19 protein-coding genes are annotated in these 24890 nt (G+C 64.1%); 9 read left to right on the top strand and 10 right to left on the bottom strand.

Annotated elements, in window-relative coordinates:
• Positions 1 to 8: 8 nt before the first annotated feature.
• Entirely contained in the window at positions 9 to 647 is a 639-nt protein-coding gene (locus AAV94_RS13845) for a DUF4124 domain-containing protein (protein WP_052755070.1), read from the bottom strand.
• A gap of 85 nt (positions 648 to 732) precedes the next feature.
• Complete coding sequence (gene pyrE / locus AAV94_RS13840) at positions 733 to 1458, bottom strand: orotate phosphoribosyltransferase (protein WP_084824947.1); 726 nt, start codon at positions 1456 to 1458, stop codon at positions 733 to 735.
• A gap of 41 nt (positions 1459 to 1499) precedes the next feature.
• Between pyrE and AAV94_RS13835 the strand changes: the two genes are divergently transcribed.
• Positions 1500 to 2309, top strand: coding sequence for an exodeoxyribonuclease III (locus tag AAV94_RS13835; protein ID WP_046742872.1), 810 nt, complete (start codon positions 1500 to 1502; stop codon positions 2307 to 2309).
• Positions 2309 to 3388 carry an alpha/beta hydrolase gene (locus AAV94_RS13830; RefSeq protein ID WP_052755069.1) on the top strand — a complete coding sequence of 360 codons (1080 nt, stop codon included), beginning with the start codon at positions 2309 to 2311 and terminating at the stop codon, positions 3386 to 3388. Before AAV94_RS13835 ends, AAV94_RS13830 begins: the two co-directional genes overlap by 1 nt.
• A gap of 36 nt (positions 3389 to 3424) precedes the next feature.
• Here the strand turns inward: AAV94_RS13830 and AAV94_RS13825 are convergent, their stop codons facing one another.
• Together AAV94_RS13825 and AAV94_RS13820 are read right to left on the bottom strand one after the other, a co-directional pair.
• Complete coding sequence (locus tag AAV94_RS13825; protein ID WP_046742795.1) at positions 3425 to 4654, bottom strand: CaiB/BaiF CoA transferase family protein; 1230 nt, start codon at positions 4652 to 4654, stop codon at positions 3425 to 3427.
• A gap of 120 nt (positions 4655 to 4774) precedes the next feature.
• Positions 4775 to 5956 (bottom strand): acyl-CoA dehydrogenase, encoded by a 1182-nt coding sequence (locus AAV94_RS13820; RefSeq protein WP_046742794.1) that lies wholly within the window; start codon positions 5954 to 5956, stop codon positions 4775 to 4777.
• Positions 5957 to 6103: 147 nt separating this feature from the next.
• On the opposite strand from AAV94_RS13820, the gene AAV94_RS13815 reads away from it, so the two are divergent.
• Entirely contained in the window at positions 6104 to 7051 is a 948-nt protein-coding gene (locus tag AAV94_RS13815) for a LysR family transcriptional regulator (protein WP_046742793.1), read from the top strand.
• On the opposite strand, the gene AAV94_RS13810 is transcribed toward AAV94_RS13815, so the two are convergent.
• Positions 7042 to 7809 (bottom strand): aspartate/glutamate racemase family protein, encoded by a 768-nt coding sequence (locus AAV94_RS13810; protein WP_046742870.1) that lies wholly within the window; start codon positions 7807 to 7809, stop codon positions 7042 to 7044. The two genes, AAV94_RS13815 and AAV94_RS13810, sit on opposite strands and share 10 nt — an antisense overlap.
• A gap of 113 nt (positions 7810 to 7922) precedes the next feature.
• A complete protein-coding gene (locus AAV94_RS13805) occupies positions 7923 to 8807 on the bottom strand; it encodes a transporter substrate-binding domain-containing protein (RefSeq protein WP_046742792.1) in 885 nt (294 codons plus the stop codon).
• Between the two features lie 183 nt (positions 8808 to 8990).
• On the opposite strand from AAV94_RS13805, the gene AAV94_RS13800 reads away from it, so the two are divergent.
• Positions 8991 to 10241 carry a D-amino acid dehydrogenase gene (locus AAV94_RS13800; RefSeq protein WP_046742791.1) on the top strand — a complete coding sequence of 417 codons (1251 nt, stop codon included), beginning with the start codon at positions 8991 to 8993 and terminating at the stop codon, positions 10239 to 10241.
• Between the two features lie 31 nt (positions 10242 to 10272).
• Here AAV94_RS13800 and AAV94_RS13795 read toward each other — a convergent pair whose 3' ends face one another.
• Complete coding sequence (locus AAV94_RS13795; RefSeq protein ID WP_046742869.1) at positions 10273 to 11337, bottom strand: AI-2E family transporter; 1065 nt, start codon at positions 11335 to 11337, stop codon at positions 10273 to 10275.
• Positions 11338 to 11724: 387 nt separating this feature from the next.
• On the opposite strand from AAV94_RS13795, the gene AAV94_RS13790 reads away from it, so the two are divergent.
• The 3 genes from AAV94_RS13790 (at position 11725) to lpdA (ending at position 17445) form a co-directional block, all read left to right on the top strand.
• Positions 11725 to 14607 carry a 2-oxoglutarate dehydrogenase E1 component gene (locus AAV94_RS13790; protein ID WP_046742790.1) on the top strand — a complete coding sequence of 961 codons (2883 nt, stop codon included), beginning with the start codon at positions 11725 to 11727 and terminating at the stop codon, positions 14605 to 14607.
• An 81-nt stretch (positions 14608 to 14688) separates the two neighbouring features.
• Positions 14689 to 15921 (top strand): 2-oxoglutarate dehydrogenase complex dihydrolipoyllysine-residue succinyltransferase, encoded by a 1233-nt coding sequence (gene odhB / locus AAV94_RS13785; RefSeq protein WP_046742789.1) that lies wholly within the window; start codon positions 14689 to 14691, stop codon positions 15919 to 15921.
• A gap of 96 nt (positions 15922 to 16017) precedes the next feature.
• Positions 16018 to 17445, top strand: a complete 1428-nt coding sequence (lpdA, locus tag AAV94_RS13780) for a dihydrolipoyl dehydrogenase (RefSeq protein ID WP_046742788.1) — start codon at positions 16018 to 16020, stop codon at positions 17443 to 17445.
• A gap of 71 nt (positions 17446 to 17516) precedes the next feature.
• On the opposite strand, the gene AAV94_RS13775 is transcribed toward lpdA, so the two are convergent.
• The 3 genes from AAV94_RS13775 to AAV94_RS13765 form a co-directional block, all read right to left on the bottom strand.
• Positions 17517 to 18434, bottom strand: a complete 918-nt coding sequence (locus tag AAV94_RS13775) for a LysR family transcriptional regulator (protein WP_046742787.1) — start codon at positions 18432 to 18434, stop codon at positions 17517 to 17519.
• 424 nt (positions 18435 to 18858) lie between these two features.
• A complete protein-coding gene (locus AAV94_RS13770) occupies positions 18859 to 19650 on the bottom strand; it encodes a 16S rRNA (uracil(1498)-N(3))-methyltransferase (RefSeq protein WP_331396833.1) in 792 nt (263 codons plus the stop codon).
• Between the two features lie 19 nt (positions 19651 to 19669).
• The gene (locus AAV94_RS13765) at positions 19670 to 20752 is read right to left on the bottom strand and encodes an aminoglycoside phosphotransferase family protein (RefSeq protein ID WP_046742786.1); all 1083 of its coding nucleotides are present in this window, start codon (positions 20750 to 20752) and stop codon (positions 19670 to 19672) included.
• Positions 20753 to 20985: 233 nt separating this feature from the next.
• Here AAV94_RS13765 and AAV94_RS13760 point away from each other — a divergent pair, with 233 nt between their 5' ends.
• Entirely contained in the window at positions 20986 to 23310 is a 2325-nt protein-coding gene (locus AAV94_RS13760) for an LPS-assembly protein LptD (protein WP_231731442.1), read from the top strand.
• A gap of 131 nt (positions 23311 to 23441) precedes the next feature.
• Positions 23442 to 24890, top strand: coding sequence for a peptidylprolyl isomerase (locus AAV94_RS13755; RefSeq protein ID WP_046742785.1), 1449 nt, complete (start codon positions 23442 to 23444; stop codon positions 24888 to 24890).

Raw genomic sequence — 24890 nt, 5'->3', positions numbered from 1 at the left:
CGGCAGCGCTACTGCTGCCGCGCCCAGAGCGCGCGCAGCTCGGCCAGTTCGGCATCGAACTGCTCATCGATGCGGGCGAGCTCGGCACGCTTGCCATCGATGAAGCGCTGCTGGTCCTGCATTTCCTGGGTGTTGGCGGCGATCTGCCGCTTGAGGGCCGCAGGCGCGCTGTCGGGATTGGCCGCATAGAACTCCATCTCGGCATCCAGGCGCTGGCGCTCCTGCGCCAGATGTTCCAGCCGCGCCTGCGCGCCCGCAATCACCACCTGCACGGACTCCTTGGCGCTCTCGCGACTGATCTGGTGTGCGCGCTCGGTCGGGTAACGGGTCAGCAGCACGCGCTCGCGGTAGCGGCGCTCGCGCTCGGCCTCCTTTTGCGCCTGCAGCGCCTGCTGTCTGCGCGCCATTTCCTCGCGCTCGGCATCGGTGTAACTGGGCGGCAATACACCCTGAAGATGGCCGGTGACGCCATCGATGATGCGCTGCGGCCTGTCTAGGCATGCCGGAATCGGCCGCTCAGAGGTCAACGTCCGCCCTGCGGCATCGACACAGGTGTAGATACGGGCCCGCGCACCCTGCTGCGCAAGCGCGGCAGCCTGCCAGGCCAGCGTCAGCACCGTCACCGCCATCGCCAGTTGCTTGTGCATATTCCCCTCACGCCTTCCCTGAAAAGACACGCCAGCGGCCCGCCGCAAGGCCTCCGGCGCGACAGCCTCGGGCACCTACTGTGCTCTATATGCCGTAGCGCTGCCGGTACGCCTGAACGGCGGCATGGTGCGCCGCCAGCTCCTTGGCAGCCATGGTAACGGATGTATCGCGTTGCAAGTAGCGCAGGATGTCATCGAGCGTTGCCACCGCACACACCTGCAGCCCCAGCTGCCTTTGCACCTGCTGCACGGCACTGACGGGAATGTCCTGGCCGTTCTCCGTCGCCATCTCCTGACGATCCAGCGCAATCGCCAGCGCATGCGGGGTGGCTCCGGCCTGGCGAATGATGGCCATCGCCTCGCGCACTGCGGTACCTGCGGAGATCACGTCATCGACGATCAGCACACGCCCCTTCAGCGGTGCGCCCACCAGCAGTCCGCCCTCGCCGTGGTCCTTGGCTTCCTTGCGGTTGTAGGCGAACGGCACGTTGTGTCCCAGCCGCGCAAGCTCCATCGCCACCGCAGAAGCCAGTACGATGCCCTTGTAGGCCGGGCCAAAAACCATGTCGAAGGCAATGCCACTGCGCACGATGGCATTTGCATAGAATCGCGCCAGCCGCAGCAGTTTGGCGCCGTCGTTGAACAGGCCAGCATTGAAGAAATACGGACTCAGACGACCTGCCTTGGTGACGAATTCGCCAAAACGCAGCACGCCGCTTTCCAACGCAAAGGCCACGAATGCCTGGGCGGACTCGGAGTCGGCGCCTTCGGGATGCGGATCACTGCGGTGCTGCAGCTCGGACTCTTGCATGATGTGCTCTTTTTCTACGGATTTTCTTGATGGATAGCGCCTTGTTTCGACTAACCACCCTCAATGCCAACGGCATCCGCTCTGCCGCCAACAAAGGGCTGGTGCCCTGGGTGGAAAGGACTGCGCCCGATTGTATGTGCGTGCAGGAACTCAAGGCGCAACCGGCCGATCTGGACAAGGCCGGGTTGCTGGAGCTTGGCGGGCTGCGCGGCTACTTTCACACGGCGCAGAAAAAAGGCTATTCGGGCGTGGCGATATATAGCCGCCACGAGCCCAGCGATGTGATATGCGGCTGGGATGGCGGCGAGTTCGATGCCGAGGGCCGCTACATCGAGCTGCGCTTTGATACCCCGTCGCGGCGCCTGTCCATCATCAGCTGCTACTTCCCCAGCGGCAGCTCGGGCGAGGATCGGCAGGCTGCCAAGTACCGCTTTCTGGACGGATTCTTCCCGCATCTCGACGCGCTCGCGCAGCAGCGCGAGTTCGTCCTCTGCGGCGATGTCAACATTGCCCACCAGCAGATCGACCTGAAGAACTGGCGCAGCAACCAGAAAAACAGTGGCTTTCTACCCGAGGAACGTGCGTGGATGACCCGGCTGCTGCAGGAGGACAACGCCACCCGCACGCCGTTGGTAGATGTCTACCGCCAGCTGCGGCCCGATGCCACCGACACGTGCTACACCTGGTGGAGCAACCGGGGGCAGGCCTATGCCAACAACGTAGGCTGGCGGCTGGACTACCACCTGGCAACACCTGCGCTGGCAGCCCTGGCGCGCACCGAGCAGATCTACAAGGACGAGAAGTTCTCGGACCATGCGCCCCTGACCATTGGCTACGACCTGACCCTCTGATGACCAATTTGCCGACGCCTTTTCTCCCCCTGCCAGCCACCCGCCGCACTGTGCTGCGCGCGGGCGCCAGCGGCGTGCTGGCTACGGTGCTGGCAGGCTGCGCACACACCAGGACCCCATCCATGCCCGTCGACATTGCCGATCTCCCCATGCAGCCAACACGCTTGCCGCGCTCGAGCTGGCTGGATTGGCAGGACCGGCAATCGGGCCACCAGTGGCGCATCTGGCTGCAGATGCCGGAATTGCCTGCCCCGCCCGAAGGCTACCCCGCGCTGCTGGTGATGGATGGCAATGCCATTTTTCCACTCGCAGCGCAATGGTCGCGCCTGCAGCAGACGCGTCCAGCCTATGTGCGTGGGGAGCCTTGCGTCATCATCGGCATTGGCCATCCCGGTGATGCCCTGTTCGACTCGGCCGCGCGCAACCGCGACTACACCCCTGCCGCGCCCGGTGTCGTGCCGTCGCAGGGCGGCGCGGATATCCTGCTGGACTTTCTCGAACACACGTTGCTGGCTGGCTGGACCCCGCGCCTGCCGCTCGACCCACGCCGCATCGGCCTGTTCGGCCATTCGCTCAGCGGCCTGTTCGTGCTGCATGCGCTGTTCACGCGGCCTCACCTGTTTACGGACTACTACGCGGCCAGCCCATCGATCTGGTGGCACGACGCCTACCTGCTGCAGGAGCAACAAGCGTTCAGTGCCAGCCAGGCACGCTTTTACCAGGCGCCTGCCCCCGCGCGCGGGCAGGCACCTTCGGCAGACCCGAACCAGCGTCACGCCAACGTGTTTCTCTACGCTGGCTCGCTCGAGGAACCCACCGGCGAGGCCCGTCCGGCCAATGCACCACCTACCGGCCAGCGCCACACCGTGCGCCTGCAGATCACCCGCGCGCGCGAAATGGCCGAGCAACTGACGGCACTCCAATGGCCGGGATTGAAGGCGCAATTTCACCTCTGGCCGGATCTGACGCACGGTGACACCATGATGCCGTCGCTGATGCAGGCGGTCGGCAATATGAGCATGCCGCCGCACTGGAAGGATGCGGACTTTGGGCTGCGCGACCCCTCTGCCGGAAAGTAGCCGAGCGCAGCGCGCGGCCACCAGCAGCACCCGCCCCTACACCACGCCACGCGCCTTGAGACTGGCGCGCGCAGCGGCGTCCATGCCCAGTTCCTTGAGGATTTCTTCCGTGTGCTGACCGAGTGCCGGCGGCGCCTTGCGGTTTTCCACCGGCGTGGCAGACAGCCTGATCGGACAGGCCACCTGCGGCACGCTGCCAGCCTGCGGATGCGGCATGGCAAAGGCCATGCCCCGCGCCCGGACTTGCGGATCGGCAAATACCTCACTGAGGCGGTTGATCGGCCCGCACGGTACAGCCTGGGCTTCCAGTGCCTCGATCCACTGCGCGGTCGTGCGCGTCACGGTCAGCTGGTTGAGCAACGGAATCAGCCGCGCGCGATGGGCCACGCGCTGTGCGTTGGTGGCAAAACGCGCGTCAGCGGCGAGCTCCGGCCTGCCTGCCTCGGCGCAAAAGCGCTGAAACTGGCCGTCATTGCCAATGGCCAGAATCATGTAACCGTCGGCTGTCGGGAAATCCTGGTAGGGCACGATGCTGGGATGGGCGTTGCCCAGCCGCTGCGGGTTCTCGCCAGTGGCAAGATAGCCCAGCGCCTGATTCGCCAGACATGCCACCTGCACATCCAGCAACGACAGGTCAATGTGCTGGCCACGCCCGTGCGCACCGTGCTGATCGCGCCAGGCCAGCGCGGCCAACACGGCGTTGCACGCATACAGCCCCGTGAGGATGTCCGTCAGCGCCACACCTGCCTTCATCGGTCCCGCACCCGGCTCGCCGTCGGGGCGGCCGGTCAGGCTCATGAGCCCACCCAAACCCTGAATCAGAAAGTCGTAGCCGGCACGCGCGGCGTACGGTCCAGTCTGGCCGAAGCCGGTAATGGAGCAGTACACCAGCCGCGGGTTGATAGCTGACAGCGCTTCGTAATCCAGCCCGTACTTGCGCAGGCCGCCACACTTGTAGTTCTCCAACACCACATCGGACTTCGCCGCCAGCTGCCTGACCAGATCCTGTCCCTCGGGCTGGGCGATGTCGATGGTCATGGAACGTTTGTTGCGGTTGGCGGCCAGATAGTAGGCAGCGATGGCGGTATCCTGGCCTTCTTCGCCCCTGACCCAGGGAGGGCCCCAGCGGCGCGTGTCGTCGCCCGCGCCGGGACGCTCGACCTTGATGACATCCGCGCCCAGATCAGCCAGCAGTTGCCCGGCCCATGGCCCGGCCAGAATGCGCGAGAGATCCAATACGCGGATGTGCGAGAGTGCGCCTGCCATAGTGCCTGGGCCTTTGATCGGGAAAATAACTGGAACAGGGTGGGAGGCCAACGTCCGGAGCACTATTCGTGCGATCGAAGTCTGTGGCTACTGGGCGCGGCCTCCCGAGAAACAACGCAATCAGTTGGCGAATGCGGCAATGCCGGTGATGGCTCGCCCCAGTATCAGCGCATGCACATCGTGCGTGCCCTCGTAGGTGTTGACCACCTCCAGGTTGACGAGGTGGCGCGCCACCGAAAACTCATCGCTGATGCCATTGCCGCCGAGCATGTCACGTGCCTGGCGGGCGATCTCCAGCGCCTTGCCACAGCTGTTGCGCTTGATGATGGAGGTGATTTCCACCGGCGCGCGACCCGCCTCCTTGAGACGGCCCACCTGCAGGCAGGCCTGCAGCCCGATGTGAATTTCCGTCAGTGCGTCCGCAAGCTTCTTCTGGATCAGCTGATTGGCAGCGAGCGGACGGCCGAACTGCCGGCGATCGAGCGTGTACTGCCGCGCCACGGCCAGGCAGTCCTCGGCAGCACCCAGTGCGCCCCAGGCGATGCCATAGCGCGCACTGTTAAGGCAGGTGAACGGGCCCTTGAGGCCGCGCACGTCGGGAAAAGCGTTCTCCTCCGGCACGAACACGTCATCCATGACGATTTCGCCGGTGATGGATGCGCGCAGGCCCACCTTGCCATGGATGGCGGGCGCCGACAGCCCCTGCCAGCCCTTTTCCAGCACGAAGCCCCGGATCTGGCCGCCATCATCCTTGGCCCAGACCACGAACACGTCGGCGATCGGACTGTTGGTAATCCACATCTTGCTGCCCTTGAGTACATAACCACCGTCGACCTTGCGGGCGCGCGTTGCCATGCTGCCGGGATCGGAGCCATGGTCGGGTTCGGTCAGGCCAAAGCAGCCAATCCATTCGCCCGAGGCCAGCTTGGGCAAATACTTCTGCCTGGTTGCCTCGTTGCCGAAAGCGTGAATGGGCAGCATCACCAACGAGGACTGCACGCTCATCATAGAACGGTAGCCCGAATCGACCCGCTCGACCTCCCGCGCGATCAACCCATAGGCCACGTAATTCAGGCCGGCACCGCCGTACTGCTCGGGAATGGTCGCCCCTAACAAGCCCAACTGGCCCATTTCGCGGAAGATCGCCGGGTCGGTCGCCTCGTTGCGAAACGCCTGCTGCACACGGGGCCTGAGCTTGTCCTGACAATAGGAGCGCGCCGCATCGCGGATCTGGCGCTCTTCCGGTGTGAGCTGACTTTCCAGATCGAGCGGGTCTTCCCAGTTGAAAACGGGCTTGGACATGAATGAGGTCTCCTTGACGTGATGCTGCCATTCTTCGGTTGAAGTGCTAGATCGGCATTCTAGGAACCCTCATTTCGTACATCAAACGCTTTTTCGGCATCAACATGTACAAAATATGCACACCGAAAATTTCAATCGCGCCTTTCCATGCGTCGTCGCATTCCCAGCACCAACAGTCTGATGGCCTTCGAGGCCGCTGCCCGGCACGAGAGCTACACCCGCGCCGCCGCCGAGCTGGCACTCACGCAAAGCGCGGTGTGTCGCCAGATCGGCGCGTTGGAGCAGTACCTTGGCGTGGCCCTGTTTCGCCGCACTCGCCGCGGCGTACAGCTGACCGACGCCGGCCAGCGCTACTACCGCCAGATCACGCCGCAGCTGGATGCGCTCGCCCGCGACACGCTGAACCTGATGGCACAGAAAGGCGCGGGCACCGAGCTGGAACTGGCCGTGGTCCCCACTTTCGCAACACGCTGGCTGCTGCCGAGGCTGCCGCAATTTCAGCGCCAGCATCCGCAGGTGCTGGTACACATGAACACGCAGACGCGACCGTTCCTGTTCGAACAGACCCGTTACGATGCCGCCATCTACTTTGGCGATGCTGGCTGGCCGGGTACGGTCGCGCACTTTCTGATGCGTGAGTTTCCGGTGCCGGTGTGCAGTCCTGATCTGCCGGGCCTGCCCGCCATCCCGGCCGAGGGACTGGACCCGGAAGCCATCGCCGCGCTGCCCCTGCTGCAGCAGTCCACGCGGCCCTACGCCTGGCGCAACTGGTTCGAAGCGCAGGGCCTGCGGGTCGGGCACGACATGGCTGGCATGCGGCTTGAGCTGTTTTCCATGCTGGCGCAGGCGGCCATCGAGCGCATGGGTGTGGCACTGATCCCGCCGTTTCTGATTCAGCGCGAGATGGACAGCGGCCAGCTCATTGCCCTGAGCAGCCAGCCTCTGACCACCGAGCGCGCCTACTGGCTCATCGTGCCGGAACGCAAGGCCGAGCAGCCTGCCCTGGCCGCCTTGCGTGAGTGGCTGCTATGCGTATGCGCCCAAGCACCGGACCTGGGTGCGGGCCAAGCGCGCACGGGCAGTGCTCAGACGTAGGCCTGTGCCGCCAGCGCCTGCGCCAAAACCCATGCCGGGTCGATCAGTTTCAGCCCCTGCGCCTGCGATGCCTGGGGCAGCGCCAAGGGAATTTCGGTACAGGCCATCACGAGCGTATCGGCAGCATGCCGCTGGCGCAACGCCTGCACCACCGGGCCGAAATACTGGTTGGCCACATCCAGCCGGCCACGCTTGACACCTTCGAAAATGCCTTGCATGACCTGCTCACGCTCGTGCGGCAATGGCGTGTGCACGGCAATGCCCGCTGCCTCCAGCGCACTGTCGTACAACCGGGACCGATGGGTGCCCTGGGTGGCCATCAGCAGCACCTCGCGCACACCGGCTTGCTGCAGGTGCGCAATCGTCTCATTGATGATGTGCAGAATCCGCACCTGCGAATGACGCTGCTGCAGGGGCTGGTGCCAGTAATGGGCGGTGTTGCAGGCAATCGCCACAATGCGCACATCCAGGCTGTGCAACTGCTGCACGGCGTGGCTCATCGCATCCAATGGGCTGATCTCCGGTCGCTCGGGTGCGGCGATGGCGCTGGTGCGGTCTGGCGCGGGAATCTGCGCCAGCCAATGCTCCGGGAAGGCCTGATCCACCACCGCAGCGCCCCGCCGACGCAACTGCTCGGTGCAGGCCTGAACGAACAGGCGCACAAAATCGGCACCGGCTGCAGGCCCCATTCCTCCCAAAATGCCGACTTTGCGGGTCTGCGGGACAGCAGAAGAAAGCGGGGCGCCTGCTTGGCTCATGACGTGCAGCGAAATGAAGGAGTTGGCGGAAATATAGCTGCAAACGGTACCCACGCGCATGAAAAAGGCGCCCCGCGCGGGGCGCCCTTGACAGTGCCATGCACCGGCTACCGTCAGGTCGCCGGCGCGTCGCTCTTTTCGGTGAGGTTGCGCTTGAGATCCTCGCTCATCTCCAGACCCAGCGGCACGTTGCGCGGAGGAATGGGCTGCAGGAACCACTGGTCGTACAGCTTGGCGAATTCGCCAGAATCCATCAGGGTAGCGATGGCGCCATCCACCACTGCCTTGAACTTGGGATCGTCCTTGCGCAACATGCACGCATAGGGCTCGACCTGCAGCGAATCACCAACCACCTCGAACTCCTGCGGATTCTGTGCATTAGCGCGCAGACCGTACAACAGGATGTCGTCCATGCCAAAGCCGACCGCACGATCGGACTGCACCAGCAGGAACGCATCGGCATGGTCCTTGGCCGAGATGATGTTCCACCCCATATCGTTGTCGCGGTCGTAACGGCGCAGCACCTGGAAGTTGGTAGTGCCGGTCGTTGTGGCGATGGCCTTGCCTTTGGTATCGGCATAGTTCTGGATGCCGGAGGACTTCTTCACGAGCAGACGCGTGCCGGTGTAGAAATGGTTGATGGCAAAAGCCACATCCTGGCCGCGCGCGGTGTTGTTGGTGGTCGAGCCGCACTCCAGGTCAATGGTGCCGTTGACCAGCAGCGGAATGCGGTTCTGTGACGTAACGGCCTGCCACTTGATCGTGATGTCGGGCTTGTTCAGTTCCTTCTTGACCTGTTCGACCACGGCCTTGGCAATGTCGACGGCGAACCCGATCGGCTCGTTCGGACCGCTCAGATAGCTGAAGGGCACCGACGATTCGCGGTACGCCAACGTGATCTCGCCGGATTCGGCCACCTTGGCCAGGGTATCGGCCTGCGCAGCAAGTGCCGCGCTGGCAGCAAGCGCGAGCGCAGTCGTCTTCAGAGCAATGTGCATGGTAATAGGAACTCCTTGTTGGATCTGATGCGAAATGACGCTGTGACGATAGGCGACTGGCGCAAAGGCGCCAAGCGGGGAAACCCCGCACCTGTTCGTCAGCAAGGCCCTTGAACTGAAGCAAAATACGCGCCAGAGGCAACAGGAAGATCTGCTGCCAATTCCACTGAAGGGGCAATTGCAATGCATATCTGTGTGCTCGGTGCAGGCATCGTGGGGCTGGCCAGCGCCTACTCCCTGCACCAGCAGGGCCATCGGATCACGGTTGTGGACCAGGCAGGCACAGCCGGAACGGGAGCCAGCGCGGGCAACGGTGCCCAGCTCAGCTATTCCTACGTTCAGCCTCTGGCCGACCCCGCCATCTGGCGCATGCTGCCCAAGCTGCTGCTACAGGCCGACTCGCCGCTGACGTTCCGCCTGCAGGCCGACCCTGCCCAATGGGCCTGGATGCTGCGATTCATGGCCGCCTGCACCACGACGCGCTCGCACGTCACCACACGCGCATTGCTGGCACTGGCGGCGCAAAGCCGTCTCGGCTACGAACACATGCTCGCCACCACGGGCGTCCGCTGCGACTTCGCCGCACCGGGCAAGCTGGTACTGCTGCCCACCGAGGCGGCGCTGGCCGCGGCGCGGCAGCAGGTTGCGCTGCAGGCACAGCTCGGTGGCGCGCCACAGCACATTCTTCGCAGCGATGAAGCCGTGGCCGTGGAACCAAGCCTGCGGCGCTACGCCCCGCAATTCACGGCGGCCGTGCACACGCCCAGTGAATGCGTGATCGATGCCATGGCGCTGTGCCAGCAGCTGGCCAGCTGGCTGCAGGCACGCGGCGTGACCTTCATCTGGAATACGCGCGCGCTGGGCTGGATCACGCAGGGCGACCGTGCCATTGCACTGCGCAGTGCTGGCGGCAACATTTCCGCCGACCAGTTCGTGGTCAGCACCGGCTGGCGCAGCACCGCGCTGCTGCGTCAGGCCGGGGAAACTGTGCCGGTCTATCCACTCAAGGGCTACAGCATCACCGTGCCGCTGCAGGCGGACAACGTTGACTGGCAAGGCGCCGCGCCGCGCGTGAGCGTGACCGATTCCGCCCGGAAAGTGGTGTTTGCGCGTCTTGGCACGCGCTTGCGCGTGGCCGGCATGGTTGAGCTAGTCGGGCCCGACGAGTCACTGGATGCGGCCCGCATCGCCAGCCTCAAGGCATCCACCGCGGCAGTGTTCCCCGACCTGGCCGAGGCCGTGCAGCACGCCGGCGAGGCATGCGCGCCCTGGACCGGCATGCGCCCTGCCACGCCCACCGGCCTGCCCATCACCCGCCGCACCCGGCTGCTGCGCAACCTCTGGGTCAACACCGGCCACGGCGCCCTGGGCGTCACGCTGGCATTCGGCTCCGCCGCCGAGCTCGTGGCGGCCATGCAGGCAGAGACGCGTTAAAACGGGCGGGCGGCGAACTCGCCCACGTCGCTCAACGATCCAGCGATCCCTCGTCCTTCTTGGTGATGAAGATCGCCCAGATCGACATGAACAGGGCGGCGATGACAGGGCCAGCAACGAAGCCAGTGATGCCAAACAGCGACAGCCCCCCCAGCGTCGAGAGCAGCACCAGGTAATCGGGCATCTTGGTTTCCTTGCCCACCAGAATGGGGCGCAGCACGTTGTCCACCAAGCCAATCACGCCTGCGCCGATGGCAATCATCAAAATCCCCTTGAGGATGGAACCGGTGGCAATCAGGTAGATCGCCACAGGCGCCCAGACCAGCCCGGCGCCAACGGCCGGCAGCAGTGAGAGCACTGCCATCACCACACCCCAGAGCATCGGGCCCTGAATGCCCATCGCCCAGAACATCACCCCACCCATGGCTCCCTGCACCGCAGCGACCACGAGATTGCCCTTAACCGTGGCTTTGACCACAGCACTGAACTTGCTCGACAACTCCCGCGAATACCGCTCGTCCATCGGAATGGCGTCGCGCAGCATCGCCGTCAACTGCGCGCCATCACGGAAAAAGAAGAACAGCAGATACAGCATCAGCGCGAAGGCCAAACCGAACTGCAGCGTGTTCTGCCCGAAGCTGACTGCATGGGTGGACACCACCCGCAGCGCCTGGTTGGCCGCCTCAATCAGCTTCGGCTGGATATCGGCAAAGGTATTCAGGCCAAAGCGATCAAGCAGCGCCCAGACCTGCGGCGGCACCGCCGCCACGATCTGCTGGTAGTAGTGCTGCAGGCTGCTGCCCTCGGTATTGACGCGCGCGTAGAGCTGCAGGACTTCCTGCACCAGCGAGGTGACCACCAGCGACAGCGGAATGATGACCACCAATACACACACCAAGAGCGAGAGCACGGCGGCGGTGTTGCGCCGCCCCGGCATACGACGCAGGATGCGCTGATACACCGGCCAGAACAGGGTCGCAAGTGTCGCTGCCCAGAAAATGGCCCCGTAAAACGGCTTGAGCAAAATGAAAAACGCGATCGTCACGCCGATCAGGAGTGCGAGAAACGCGCGACTTTGCAGCGTATTTCTATCCATGGCATCCACCTTCCGAGAAAGCAACCTGCACGCCCGGCCTGAAAAGATGCCGAACACCGCGCCGAGCCACCGCCGACGCCAAATGCACGGCAGCGCCCATTGCGCTGGCGCTAATGTAGCCCAGCAGCGGCCAACTTCGCGTCAGCCATGCGCGCATGCAGATACGCCCGCAGTGTTGCAAACGCGCAAATGGATTGCTAAACCGCACTGCTCTGCATCAGAAAGAACATTTGGTCATACACAAAAAATGTGCCGGTGGCACAATTTGCGTTTTAGGCGCCTTCCAACGCCACTGTCGCATCCGCCAATCGGTCAAGCCGTGTCGCGGAAGGTTTTTCAAGCGAACCAACTAATGCGCTTCGAAGAAGTGCGGAGGTCCTGCGGATCATGAGCGAATCTTCGTCCCTGTACCAGCAATACCAGGGCAACACCTATTTGTTCGGCAACAATGCTCCCTACGTCGAGGAGATGTACGAGAGCTATCTGGCCGACCCCAACAGCGTCTCCGACAGCTGGCGCGCCTACTTCGACGCGCTGCAGAACACGCCATCCGTGCATGGCGATGCGTCGCGTGACATTCCCCACCAACCCGTCATCAGCGCGTTTGCCGAGCGCGCCCGCCAGGGCCACACGCAGATCGTCGTCGCCAGCGGTGCCGACACCGAGCTGGGCCGCAAGCGCACGGCCGTGCAGCAGCTCATTGCCGCCTACCGCAATGTCGGCCAGCGCTGGGCCGACCTGGATCCGCTCAAGCGCACCCCGCGCCCGCATATCCCCGAGCTTGATCCTGCCTTCTACGGCCTGACTGATGCCGATATGGAGACGGTGTTCAACACCAGCAACACCTTCTTCGGCAAGGAGTCGATGCCGCTGCGCGAGCTGCTCAACGCCCTGCGCGAGACCTATACCACCACCATTGGTGCCGAGTACATGTACATCTCGGACCAGGCGCAGAAACGCTGGTGGCAGGAAAAGCTCGAAAGCGCCCGCACAAACCCCAAGCTCAACGCTGAGGAGAAGATTCACGTCCTCGAACGCCTCACCGCGGCGGAAGGGCTGGAGCGCTATCTGCACACCAAGTACGTGGGGCAAAAGCGCTTCTCGTTGGAAGGTGGCGAGAGTTTCATCGTGGCCATGGACGCACTGGTGCAGTCAGCCGGCCTGTCCGGCGTGCAGGAAGTGGTGATTGGCATGGCCCACCGCGGGCGCCTGAACGTGCTGGTCAATACACTGGGCAAGATGCCCAAGGACCTGTTTGCCGAGTTCGAGCACACCGCTCCTGAGGATCTGCCCTCCGGGGACGTCAAGTACCACCAGGGCTTCAGTTCCGATGTTCCAACAGCTGGCGGGCCGATTCACCTGACGCTGGCCTTCAACCCATCGCACCTGGAGATCGTCAACCCGGTGGTGGAAGGCTCCGTGCGCTCGCGCATGGATCGCCGCGGCGACCCCAAAGGACGCCAGGTGCTGCCGGTGCTGGTGCATGGCGATGCCGCCATCGCCGGCCAGGGCGTGGTGCAGGAGACGCTGGCGCTGTCGCAAACGCGTGGCTACTCCACAGGTGGCACGGTCCACTTCGTCATCAACAACCAGATTGGCTTTACCACCTCCGATCCGCGCGACACCCGCTCGACCTTTTACTGCACCGATGTGGTGAAGATGATCGAGGCGCCAGTGCTGCACGTCAACGGTGACGACCCGGAGGCGGTGGTGCTGGCCACCAACCTGGCGCTCGAATACCGCATGGAATTTGGCCGTGATGTGGTCGTGGACATCGTATGCTTCCGCAAGCTCGGCCACAACGAGCAGGACACGCCGGCACTGACGCAACCGCTGATGTACCGCACCATCAGCAAGCACCCGGGCACCCGCAAGCTCTATGGCGACAAGCTGATCGCCCAGGGCGTGCTGCCACCCGAAGGGCCTGACGAGATGGTCAAGGCCTACCGCGTGGCCATGGACGAGGGCCGTCACACGGTCGATCCGGTACTGACCAACTTCAAGCGCCAGTATGCGGTGGACTGGTCGCCCTATCTGGGCCGCAAGTGGACCGACGAGGCCGAGACCGCCATTCCGCTGTCCGAGTGGAAGCGCCTTGCAGAGCGGCTAACCACCATCCCCGATACCGTCACGCCCCACCAACTGGTCAAGAAGGTCTATGCCGACCGCGCGGCCATGGGCCGCGGCGATATTCCGGTCGACTGGGGTATGGGCGAGGCCATGGCCTTCGCCTCGCTGGTGGCCAGCGGCTATCCGATCCGCCTCTCCGGCGAGGACAGCGGCCGCGGCACCTTCAGCCACCGCCATGCCGTCATTCACGACCAGAAGCGCGAGAACTACTTCGACGGCAGCTATGTGCCGCTGCAGAACATCGCGGACAACCAGGCCCCCTTCGTCGTCATCGACTCCATCCTCTCCGAGGAAGCGGTGCTGGGCTTCGAATACGGCTACGCCTCCAATGACCCGCACAGCCTGGTCATCTGGGAAGCGCAGTTCGGCGATTTCGCCAACGGCGCACAAGTTGTGATCGACCAGTTCATCGCGTCCGGCGAGGTCAAGTGGGGCCGCCTCAACGGCCTGACGCTGATGCTGCCGCACGGCTACGAAGGCCAGGGCCCGGAACACAGCTCGGCACGCATCGAGCGTTTCATGCAGCTGTCGGCGGATACCAACATGCAGTTGGTACAACCGACCACGGCCAGCCAGATCTTCCACCTGCTGCGCCGCCAGATCCTGCGCCCGCTGCGCATTCCACTGGTGATCTTCACGCCCAAGTCGCTGCTGCGCAACAAGGATGCCACCTCGCCCATCTCCGACTTCACCGACGGCGCCTTCCGCAACGTCATCGGCGAGCAGGATGAAGCCATCGTCGCCAATGCCGCCAAGGTCAAGCGCATCATCGCCTGCTCCGGCAAGGTGTACTTCGACCTGGTCAAGAAGCGTCGGGAACTTGAGCGTGACGATGTGGCCATCATCCGCGTCGAACAGCTCTACCCGTTCCCGCACAAGGCCTTCGGCGCCGAGGTCAAGCGCTTCTCCAACGCCAAGGACATCGTCTGGTGCCAGGATGAGCCGCAGAACCAGGGCGCCTGGTTCTTCGTGCAGCACTACATCCACGAGAACATGCTCGACGGCCAGAAACTCGGCTATGCCGGCCGGGCACCTTCCGCCTCGCCTGCAGTGGGTTACTTCCACCTGCATCAGGAGCAGCAGAAGAACCTGGTCAACGCTGCCTTTGCCAAGCTCAAGGGTTTTGTGCTGACCAAGTAAGCCCGGTTCAGGACTGCCGCCCGCTGGGCGGCAGTCGCGCATCTTCCAACTTTCCACCCATTCCAACCCAGAGAAACACCCATGGCCGTCTTTGAAGTCAAAGTCCCCGAACTGTCCGAATCCGTCTCCGAAGCAACGCTGCTGCAGTGGAAGAAGAAGCCCGGTGATGCCGTGGCCGTCGATGAGATTCTGATCGAGATCGAAACCGACAAGGTCGTGCTCGAAGTGCCCGCGCCTTCTGCTGGCGTGCTCACCGAGATCGTCGAAGGCGACGGTGCCACCGTCACCTCCGGCCAGGTCATTGCCCGCATCGACAGCGAAGCCAAGGCTGCCGCCACACCGGCAGATGCGCCTGCGCCCGCTGCCGCGCCGGCCGCCCAACCTGCTGCAACCCAGCCCGCCGTTGCCGAGGCTGCAACGTCCAACGCCAAGGTCGGCGTGGCTATGCCCGCTGCCGCAAAGATCCTCTCCGAAAAGGGCATTGACCCCGCCAACGTACAAGGCACTGGCAAGGACGGCCGCATCACCAAGGCCGATGCCCAGGCCGCGTCGGCTGCACCCGCCAAGCCCGCTGCAGCGGCACCGGCGCCAGTGGTACAGGCCGTCGCCGGTGAGCGTCCCGAGCAGCGTGTGCCGATGACCCGCCTGCGCGCGCGCATCGCCGAGCGGCTGCTGCAGTCGCAAGCCACCAATGCCATCCTGACGACCTTCAACGAGGTCAACATGGCGCCAGTGATGGCCCTGCGCAAGAAGTACCAGGAGAAGTTCGAGAAGCAGCACGGCGTGCGCCTGGGCTTCATGAGCTTCTTCGTCAAGGCCGCCGTGCATGCGCTCAAGCAGTACCCGATCGTCAACGCCTCGGTCGATGGCAACGACATCATCTACCACGGCTACTTCGATATCGGCATCGCGGTCGGCTCGCCGCGCGGTCTGGTCGTGCCCATTCTGCGTGATGCCGACCAGCTCTCGTTTGCCGAAATCGAGAAGAAGATTGCCGAGTTCGGTGCCAAGGCCAAGGACGGCAAGCTGACCATCGAGGAGATGACCGGAGGCACCTTCTCCATCTCCAACGGTGGCGTGTTCGGATCGATGATGTCCACGCCCATCATCAACCCACCGCAATCGGCCATTCTCGGCATCCATGCCACCAAGGAACGTGCCGTGGTCGAGAACGGGCAGGTGGTTGTGCGCCCCATGAATTACCTGGCGCTGTCGTATGACCACCGCATCATCGACGGCCGCGAAGCCGTGCTGTCGCTGGTGGCCATGAAGGACGCGCTGGAAGACCCGGCCCGCCTGCTGTTCGATCTGTAATCCGCGCCGCCGCATGAACCACGCACACCTCCACTGGAATGCCGGTGGTGTGTGCGTTTTTCATCGCCGCATAGTCAAGACACTGGAGCAATCACCATGAGCAAGAACTTCGATCTCGTCGTCATCGGCGCGGGTCCCGGCGGTTACGTGGCCGCCATCCGCGCAGCGCAGCTGGGCATGAACGTCGCCTGCATCGACGAATGGACAACCCCGGACGGCAAGCCCGCCCCTGGCGGCACCTGCACCAACGTAGGCTGCATTCCGTCCAAGGCGCTGCTGCAGTCCAGCGAGCATTTCGAGCATGCCAAGGAGCATTTTGCCGAGCATGGCATCACCACTGGCAAGCTCAGCATGAACGTTGCACAGATGCTCGCGCGCAAGGCCACCGTGGTCAAGCAGAACAACGAGGGCATCCTCTACCTGTTCAAGAAGAACAAGATCACCTTCTTCCACGGTCGCGGCAGTTTCGCCAAGGCCGTTGAGGGTGGCTTCGAAGTGCAGGTCAAGGGGCCCAGCGAAGAGACGCTGGTGGGCAAGCAGGTGATCATCGCCACCGGTTCCAAGCCACGCGCCCTGCCTGGCGTGGCATTTGACGAGCAACAGATTCTCTCCAACGACGGCGCACTGGACATTGCTGCCGTGCCCAAGAAGCTGGGGGTCATCGGCTCTGGCGTCATCGGGCTGGAACTGGGCTCGGTCTGGCGCCGTCTGGGCGCGGATGTCACCATCCTCGAAGGCATGTCGGAATTCCTGCCCGCCGCAGACGTGCAGATTGCCAAGGAAGCCAAGAAGGCATTCGACAAGCAGGGCCTGAAGATTGAGCTCGGCGCCAAGGTCAGCGAGGTCAAGACCGCCAGAACCGGCGTGACCGTCAGCTACACCAACGCAGCCGGTGAGGCCCAGACGCTTAAGGTCGACAAGCTGATCGTCTCCATCGGCCGCATCGCCAATACCGAGGGCCTCAACCCCGAAGCCGTTGGCGTCCAGCTTGATGAACGCGGTGCCGTGGTCGTCGATGAACACTGCAAGACCAGCGTCCCAGGCATCTGGGCGGTGGGTGACGTGGTACGCGGCCCGATGCTGGCGCACAAGGCCGAGGAGGAAGGCGTGGCCGTGGCCGAACGCATCGCCGGCCAGCACGGTCACGTCAACTTCAACACCATTCCCTACGTGATCTACACCAGCCCGGAAATCTCCTGGGTGGGCAAGACCGAGCAGCAGCTCAAGAGCGAAGGCGTCAAGTACAAGGCCGGCACCTTCCCGTTCCTGGCCAACGGACGCGCACGTGCACTGGGCGACACGACCGGTCTGGTCAAGGTGATTGCGCACGCCGACACGGATGAGGTGCTGGGCGTGCACATCGTCGGCCCGCAGGCCAGCGAACTGATCGCCGAAGCCGTGATGGCGATGGAATTCAAGGCCAGCAGCGAAGACATCGCGCGCATCTGCCACGCCCACCCGACGCTCTCGGAAGCCACCAAGGAAGCGGCACTGGCCGTCGACAAGCGCGCACTGAACTTCTAATCAGCTGTTCACGCGGCACCCAAGCCCGCCCACATGGCGGGCTGTTCTACGTGCGGCCCCTGTCCACAGGGCTATGCCAGCACCCCTGGGCTCTTGCGCAACAGTGCGTGAATCCAGTCCAGAAACGCCAGCAATCGCTTCGAGCGCTGCTTGCGGTGCAGATAGAGGGCGCAAACCTGTTTGGGGGGTGCAGGCCAATGCGGCAGCACCTCGATCAGCTTGCCCGTCTGCAGCAACTCCTGCACATCAAAGCGCGGCACCTGAATCAATCCCAGACCGGCCACGCCGCATGCCAGGTAGTTTTCGGCGCTGGTGACCATCACCCGGTGCTGCATCTGTACGCTGTGGCTCTGCCCGTCCTCGTCCTGGTATTCCCAGACGGCCGGGTGCTGCTGCGGCTGCGCAGGCAAATAGCCGATGGCGCAGTGGCGATCGAGCTCCTGCGGGGTCTGCGGCAGGCCACAGCGCCGCAGATAGTCCTCGCTGGCGCAGCTGACCATGGCCAGCTGGCCCAGCGGACGCACAACGAGATGGTCCTGCTGGTACGCGCCGACACGGATGGCACAGTCGATGTCCGCCTCACTGAGATTCAACTCCTTGTCGCTGCTGCCCAGACTCAGCTCCAGCTGCGGATGCATCTCAAGCAGTGAAGGCAGTGCCGGCACGATGATGCGCGCGGCAATGCGGCTGTGCACATCCACATTGAGCCGCCCTGCCACCGCATTGCTGGAATGCTTGAAGAGGTTGTAGAACTCGTCGAGGTCGCCGACGATTTTGCGCGCCATCGGCAGCGTCTTCCTGCCGTCCTCCGTGAGACTGACCTTGCGGGTCGTGCGCCGCAACAGCTGCGTGCCCAACTGCTTTTCGAGTTTGCGTATGGAGGTGGAGACCGTCGCCGGCGGCAATTTCAGCGCCCGCGCGGCACCGATGAAACTGCCGGTTTCTGCGACGTGGATGAAGATGCGAAATTGCTCAACGCGATCGGACATGAAAGGTGCAAGACTTACTCATCACGGCTGCATGGCACAACATGGCCGCCGGATGCGCACCGCATCCAACCGGCTGAGCCTGCAATGCACCGGCTCACTCAGGTGGATTTTTCAAGGCGGCAATCCATCAACAAAAGCACACTGCACAGCAGCGGCGTCGAGCGGCATGCCGGCAACCGGACGCCACGTTCCCGCGCAGTCATGCAGGCGTGGACTGCGCGCATGGCATGGGGTCATCGCACTCCTTGTAGGAAGAATGCGATAAGGCTTGCAATCTAATCGATTCTCTCGTGCTGATTAATTTTCATTTCTGAATACTAAAAATGAAAATTAAATGTTATGGCGTGGCACGAGATGTATGTGCGCACTATAAAGATGCGCGCACCATTACGATGCACTCATTCATGAGCATCATGGTGCAGCCCTAGGCGTGCGCCCGTTTCTCTGGCAGATAAAGCGTGGCCGCACTTGTCAGCGCAATGGCGGCCGTGTCGGCCCGCAACGTCCGCGCGCCCAGGCTGACTGGGGAAAATCCCTGCGCACGCAGCAAGGTCTCCTCGGGCGCGCTCAGCCCCCCTTCTGGCCCTGACAGTGCCAACACACGCCCTGCATGCGTGCCCTGGCACGGCTGCGGCAATGCGGCCAGGCGCTGTGTCACTGGCCTGGCATCTGCGGCCAGACTCAGCACCCAGCGCTCACTATGGGCTGGCTGGCCCGCCGCCCCAACTGTGGCGACGAACTCCGCCAACGTGCATGGCGCGTCGACAACGGGCACCGTATTGCGTCCGCTCTGCTCGCAAGCAGCGATGGCAATGGCCTGCCAGTGCTGCCGCTTCTTGTCCGCACGCTCGGCTTTGAGGCGCAGCACACTGCGCTCGGTCATCAGAGGGGTGATGCGTGCCACGCCCAGTTCCGTGGCCTTTTCCACCAGCCAGTCCATGCGGTCATTAGCCGGCATGCCCACGGCCAGATGCAGCGCCAAGGCAGCCTCGCGATCCACCGTATGGGCCTGCTCAACCCGCACCCGTACGTGCTGACGGCCCATTTCGAGGATGCTGGCAGTGAACTCGCCATTGGCCTGCGTGCCGGGAAACAGGCAAAGCGCCTGCCCGGGCTGCATGCGCAGCACCTGCACATGGCGTGCTGCGCCCGATGGCAAATCCAGCTCCAGCCCTGGCTGCAAGTGGTCGGTGCAGTAAATACGCGGCAAGGCCATGGCGTCGTCGAAATCGCTTTCAGAGCCGCCCAAACGAAAACGCTGGCGTCTGCGGAGTCTGCTCGATGGCATCGAGAAGGCGCAGGAGGGGAAACAGCTCCCGGTAGCGGCTGGCCGTGGCGCGGATGTAGGCAATGAAGCGCGGTGTATCGGCCAGATACTGCGGCTTGCCATCGCGCAGCGTCAGGCGTGCGAAGATGCCGGCCACCTTCAGATGGCGCTGCAGTCCCATCCACTCCACGGCTTCGTAGAAGGCACCGAAGTCACTTTCCCATTCTGGCGCCAGCGCAAGCAGGCCCGCCTTGCGCGCCCGTTCCCAGTAGCGCACCGCCACGTCGATCAACAAGTCCTCGTCCCAGCTGTGGAATGCGTCGCGCAGCAGACTGGCCAGGTCATAGGTCAGTGGACCGTGCAGGGCATCCTGAAAGTCCAGCAGCCCGCTGAGCCGGACGCCGCCTGCGCCATCTGGCGCCACCATCAGGTTGCGCAGCATGTAGTCGCGATGCACGAACACCTTCGGCGCTGCCAGATTGCGCGCGACGATGGCATCAAAGCTGTTATGCAGCGTCTGCTGCTGCGCCGGACTCAGCTCTGCCTGCCGATAGGCACCGAGATACCACTGGGGAAACAGCTGCAGCTCGCGGCGCAGCACCGCCTCGTCGTATGCAGGCACATCGGCACGCACATGGCACTGCATCCGCACCAGCCAATCCACCGCCTGCACCATGAGCGGCTGCGCCACAGCAGCATCGTAATCCGGGGCCAGGTGCTGCAGCACCGTCTCCTGGCCAACTTCGCTCAGCAGCGCAAAGCCTGCCTGTTCATCCACTGCCAGCAACTGCGGCACCGGCAACCCCGCCTGCTGGAGCAGGCCAGCCACATGCAGGAAGGGAGCAAGCGGCTCCTGCTGTGGCGGCGCATCCATGATGATGCGCTGCGTGCCGCTCGCGTCTGCGATGTGCAGGTAGCGGCGAAAGCTCGCATCGGCAGACGCCGGGCGCAGCGTTGCCGGCACCAGCCCGTGCGCGGGCGCAACGGCCTGCAGCCACTGCTCGAACAGGGCTTGCCGAGAGGGCTCGGCCCAGACGATGGAATCGGTCATGTGGGAAAAACCATTCACGTGCGGAAGGGAAAGAGGTGCGGCGCGGGCGCGATTCTAGGGCCTGCCAGCGCTGCCGCTGGTAACATGGCGGCCATTTTGCCTGCAGTTGCGTGGTGCGCGCCTGTGCTGCAGGCGCCTTCTGGTCCTGCTGTTACTTCATGGTAGTCGTGCTCTTTCCTCCGCAATCCCATCGCCGGAAGTCGCTGCGTGCCGCCCTCCTGACAGGTGCGGCCTTGGCCGCTGCATGGCCGGTGTTGGCGCAACCCGCAGGGGCGCAGGACGCAACCGCTCCCAGAGGGCAGGGCAGCTGGGTGGGCCCGCAATTGCGGTCCACCCCCACGCTGGAGGAACGCGTGCCAACACAGCAGGCCGAGCGCCGGCCCGTCTACCTCAGCGGCGACCGCATGGAGGGCCAGCAGGATGAGCAGGTGCGCCTGCAGGGCGACGCCCTCCTGCGCCGCGCGGATACGGCCGTGCGTGCCGACGAGCTGCGCTACGACCCGTCGACGCGGCAGGCATCCGCACTGGGCAATGTGCGCGTGGACACCACCACCGGACGCTTTCATGGCAGGCGGCTGCAGCTCAATGTCGACACCTATGAAGGGTATTTCGACGACGTGCGCTATCGCCTGTTTGAGAACCAGGCGCATGGTCAAGCCGAACGTGCGGACTTCATCGACCGTGACCGCTACGTCGTGCACGAGGCCGACTACACCACCTGCCAGCGCGCCGCGCACGACCCCGACTGGCGCCCGGCTTGGCGCATCCATGCGCGTGAGCTCACCATCGACCGCGCCGCTGACGAGGGAGTGGCGCGGGGCGCGACCTTGCAGTTCATGGGCGTGCCCGTGCTGCCGGTGCCGTATCTGAGCTTTCCGCTTTCCGATCGGCGCAAGACCGGCTTTCTGCCACCTACCGTCGGGCTGGACAGCGTCTCGGGCCTGCAGTACGAACAGCCGTTCTACTGGAACATCGCACCGAACCGCGACGCCACGCTGACCACCTCACTGATGGCGCGTCGCGGCGTGAACCTGGGAGGCGAATTCCGCTATCTCGAACCCAGCTTCAGCGGAGAGATTGCCGGGCGCTACATGCCAGCTGACCGCCTGCGCGACCGCGACCGCTGGAGCACAGCCATCCGCCACCGCCAGCTGGTGGCCTCGCCAGTGGGTGACGTCCGAGTCGATCTCGACCTCAACCGCGTCAGCGACGACGATTACTGGCGTGACTTTCCCCGCAGCTCCTATGGCCTGGCCGAGCGCCTGTTGCCCAGCGAGCTCAATGCCCGCTGGCAGCAAGGCGACTGGCAACTGCACATGCGCAGCCTGAAGTGGCAGACGCTGCAGGACGTCGACTCCATCATCTTGCCGCCTTACGACATGCTGCCGCAGCTCAACCTGCGCTACACGCCCTGGAACGTCGGTGGCGGGCTGGAAGTCAGCGCCGAGTTCGATACCACGCGGTTCCGTGCCGATCGCGCCTTCGCCGCACAGCTGATCGACGGTGACCGCAGTTACGCCAGGTTCAACCTCAGTCGCCCCTGGATTGCGCCCTATGGCTTCTTCACGCCCTCGGTCCAGCTGCACGCCAGCCACTACCGGTTCGACCGCCCGCTTGCCGACGGCAGCACCAGCCACAGTCGCGTCGTGCCGACCTACAGCCTGGACGGCGGCCTGGTGTTCGAGCGCGAAACCGCCCTGCTGGGGCGCAACCTGCTGCAGACGCTGGAGCCGCGTGCCTTCTACACTTACACCCCTTACCGCGACCAGAGCCACCTGCCCGCCTACGACACGGCCGAACTGGACTTCACCTTCGCCAGCATCTACTCCCCGGATGCCTATGTCGGCAATGACCGCTTCGCCGACAACAACCTGCTGACACTGGGCCTGACATCGCGCCTGCTGTCGGCCGACGATGGCGCAGAACTGGTGCGCGCCAGCGTGGCCCAGCGCATGCGCTTCAAGGACCAACGCGTAACGCTGCGCGGCGAGCCTCCCTACGAAAAGGGCTGGTCGGACATTCTCCTGGGCGGCAGCGTGAACTGGACGCCACGCTGGGCCACCAGCGGCATCCTGCAGTACGACTTCGACCAGCGCCGCAGCGTGCGCTACACGCTCACGGGCCATTACCGGCCTGGCGAATACCGCGTCCTCAGCGCCGGCTACCGCATGAAGCGTGACTCCAGCAAGCAGGTCGAGCTCGGCTGGCAGTGGCCGCTGGCCTCGCTGTTTGGAGGCGACACGGCGGGCGACGCGCGCGGGCGCTGGTACACGGTTGGCCGCCTCAACTACAGCATGCGCGACAGCAAGCTGGTCGACACCATTGTGGGCATGGAGTACAACGGCTGCTGCTGGGTAGGCCGCATCGTCGTGGAGCGGCTGCAGAACAGCTGGCAAAGCGCCAACACCCGCATCCTGTTCCAACTTGAACTTGCTGGACTGTCGCGGATCAATATCGGCGCCAACCCATTGGGCTCACTGCGCAACAATGTGCCCTACTATCAGGAAGTGCGTCCGCAGCAACCCGCGCCGTCGAGCCGCTTCAGCGCCTATGACTGAGCCTTTGCTTATGAGCTTTTCATGTAGTGACCAGCCGGATAAACGCGTGCCTGGCACCCTGCCCGCTGCGATCTTGTCTGCGCGCGTCCGTTGCTCGGTACCCTTTTCCCATGCGTATTCGCTTTGAGCCAATGACCTTCTCTCACCTTTCCCGACTACTTCGGCGCGCCAGCTGCGCCTGCACCCTGTTGCTGTGCGCCGCACTGCCGCTGGCCGTGCAGGCCCAGCAGGGCCTGCGCCTGCCAGGCAGCCCCTCGGCGGCGGGCGGCAGCCTGCGTTCGCCTGCATACTCCGGCGAGCTGCAGGACGCGCCGGCACTGGCCAGCGGCAACGGTCAGGCCACTGGCCCGCAGCAGGCCGACCACATCGTCGCACTGGTCAACTCCGAGCCCATCACCAATCTCGACCTGCAACGGCGCATGCAGCGCGCCCGCGCCTTCTTCGCGCAGCAGGGCATCTCCCCCAGTGACGACCAGATCCGCCAGGAAGCGCTCAACGTGCTGATCGCCGAACGCCTGCAATTGCAGGAAGCGCGCAATCTGGGTATGACAATCGATGACTACACGCTGGAGCAGGCCGAACGCAACGTCGCCGAACAAAACGGCGTCAGCGTCAGCGCCATGTACCGCGAACTTGCCGCCGAAGGCATCAGCCGGGAGCAATTTCGCAATCAGCTGCGCGACCAGCTCACCCTGATGCGGGTGCGCGAACGGTTGGTGGATTCGCGCGTGCGCGTCAGCGACCAGGAGCTGGACCGCTTTCTGCGCGACAACCCCGTTGATTTGGGCGCCCAGACGCCCCCGGCCATCAATCTCGGTCATGTGCTCGTGATCGTGCCCGAGGACGCCTCTGCCGAACAGGAGGCGCAGCTGCGCCAGCGTATCGAGGCTGCCGCCCAGGCGCTGCAGGACGGCCGGGACTTCGCCGAGGTGGCCCGTGAGTTTTCCGACGCGCCGGAAGGCCGCACCGGCGGCGAGCTGGGCCTGCGCCCAGAAAACCAGTATCCCGAGCTGTTCCTGGAGGCCACGCAGGGCCACCCCATGGGCAGCGTGGTGGGGCCAATCCGCTCCGGCGCAGGCTTTCATCTGCTGAAGGTGCTTGAGCGACAGGAAGGTGGCGCAGGTATCGTCATCCAGAACCACGCTCGTCACATCCTCATGACCCCCGGCTCAGGCCGCAGCCCGCAGGAAGTGGGCCAAATCCTCAACGAAATCCGCGATCGCATCGTCAATGGCGGGGAAGACTTCGCCGTATTGGCGCGCGAGTATTCCGAAGACGGCAGCGCTGCCCAGGGCGGCGATCTGGGCTGGGCCGGCCCAGGCATGTTCGTGCCCGAGTTCCAGGCCGTGCTCGACGAGCTGCAGCCTGGCGAGGTCAGCTATCCGGTCGCCTCGCGCTTTGGTCTGCACCTGATCCAGCTGCTCGAGCGCCGCCAGGCTCGTCTCACTCAGGCAGAGATGCGGGAAATGGTGCGCGGCCATGTGCGCGAGCAGAAGGTCAACGAGGAATACGTGAAATGGATCGAAGGGCTGCGCGCGCGCGCCTTCATCGAGATTCGCGACGATGAGGGCGGACGCTAA

Source organism: Lampropedia cohaerens, from assembly GCF_001005215.1.
Taxonomy (GTDB): Bacteria; Pseudomonadota; Gammaproteobacteria; order Burkholderiales; family Burkholderiaceae_C; genus Lampropedia; species Lampropedia cohaerens.
The sequence above is the reverse complement of the archived record's forward strand: the minus strand, read 5'-3'. Positions and strand labels throughout refer to the sequence as shown.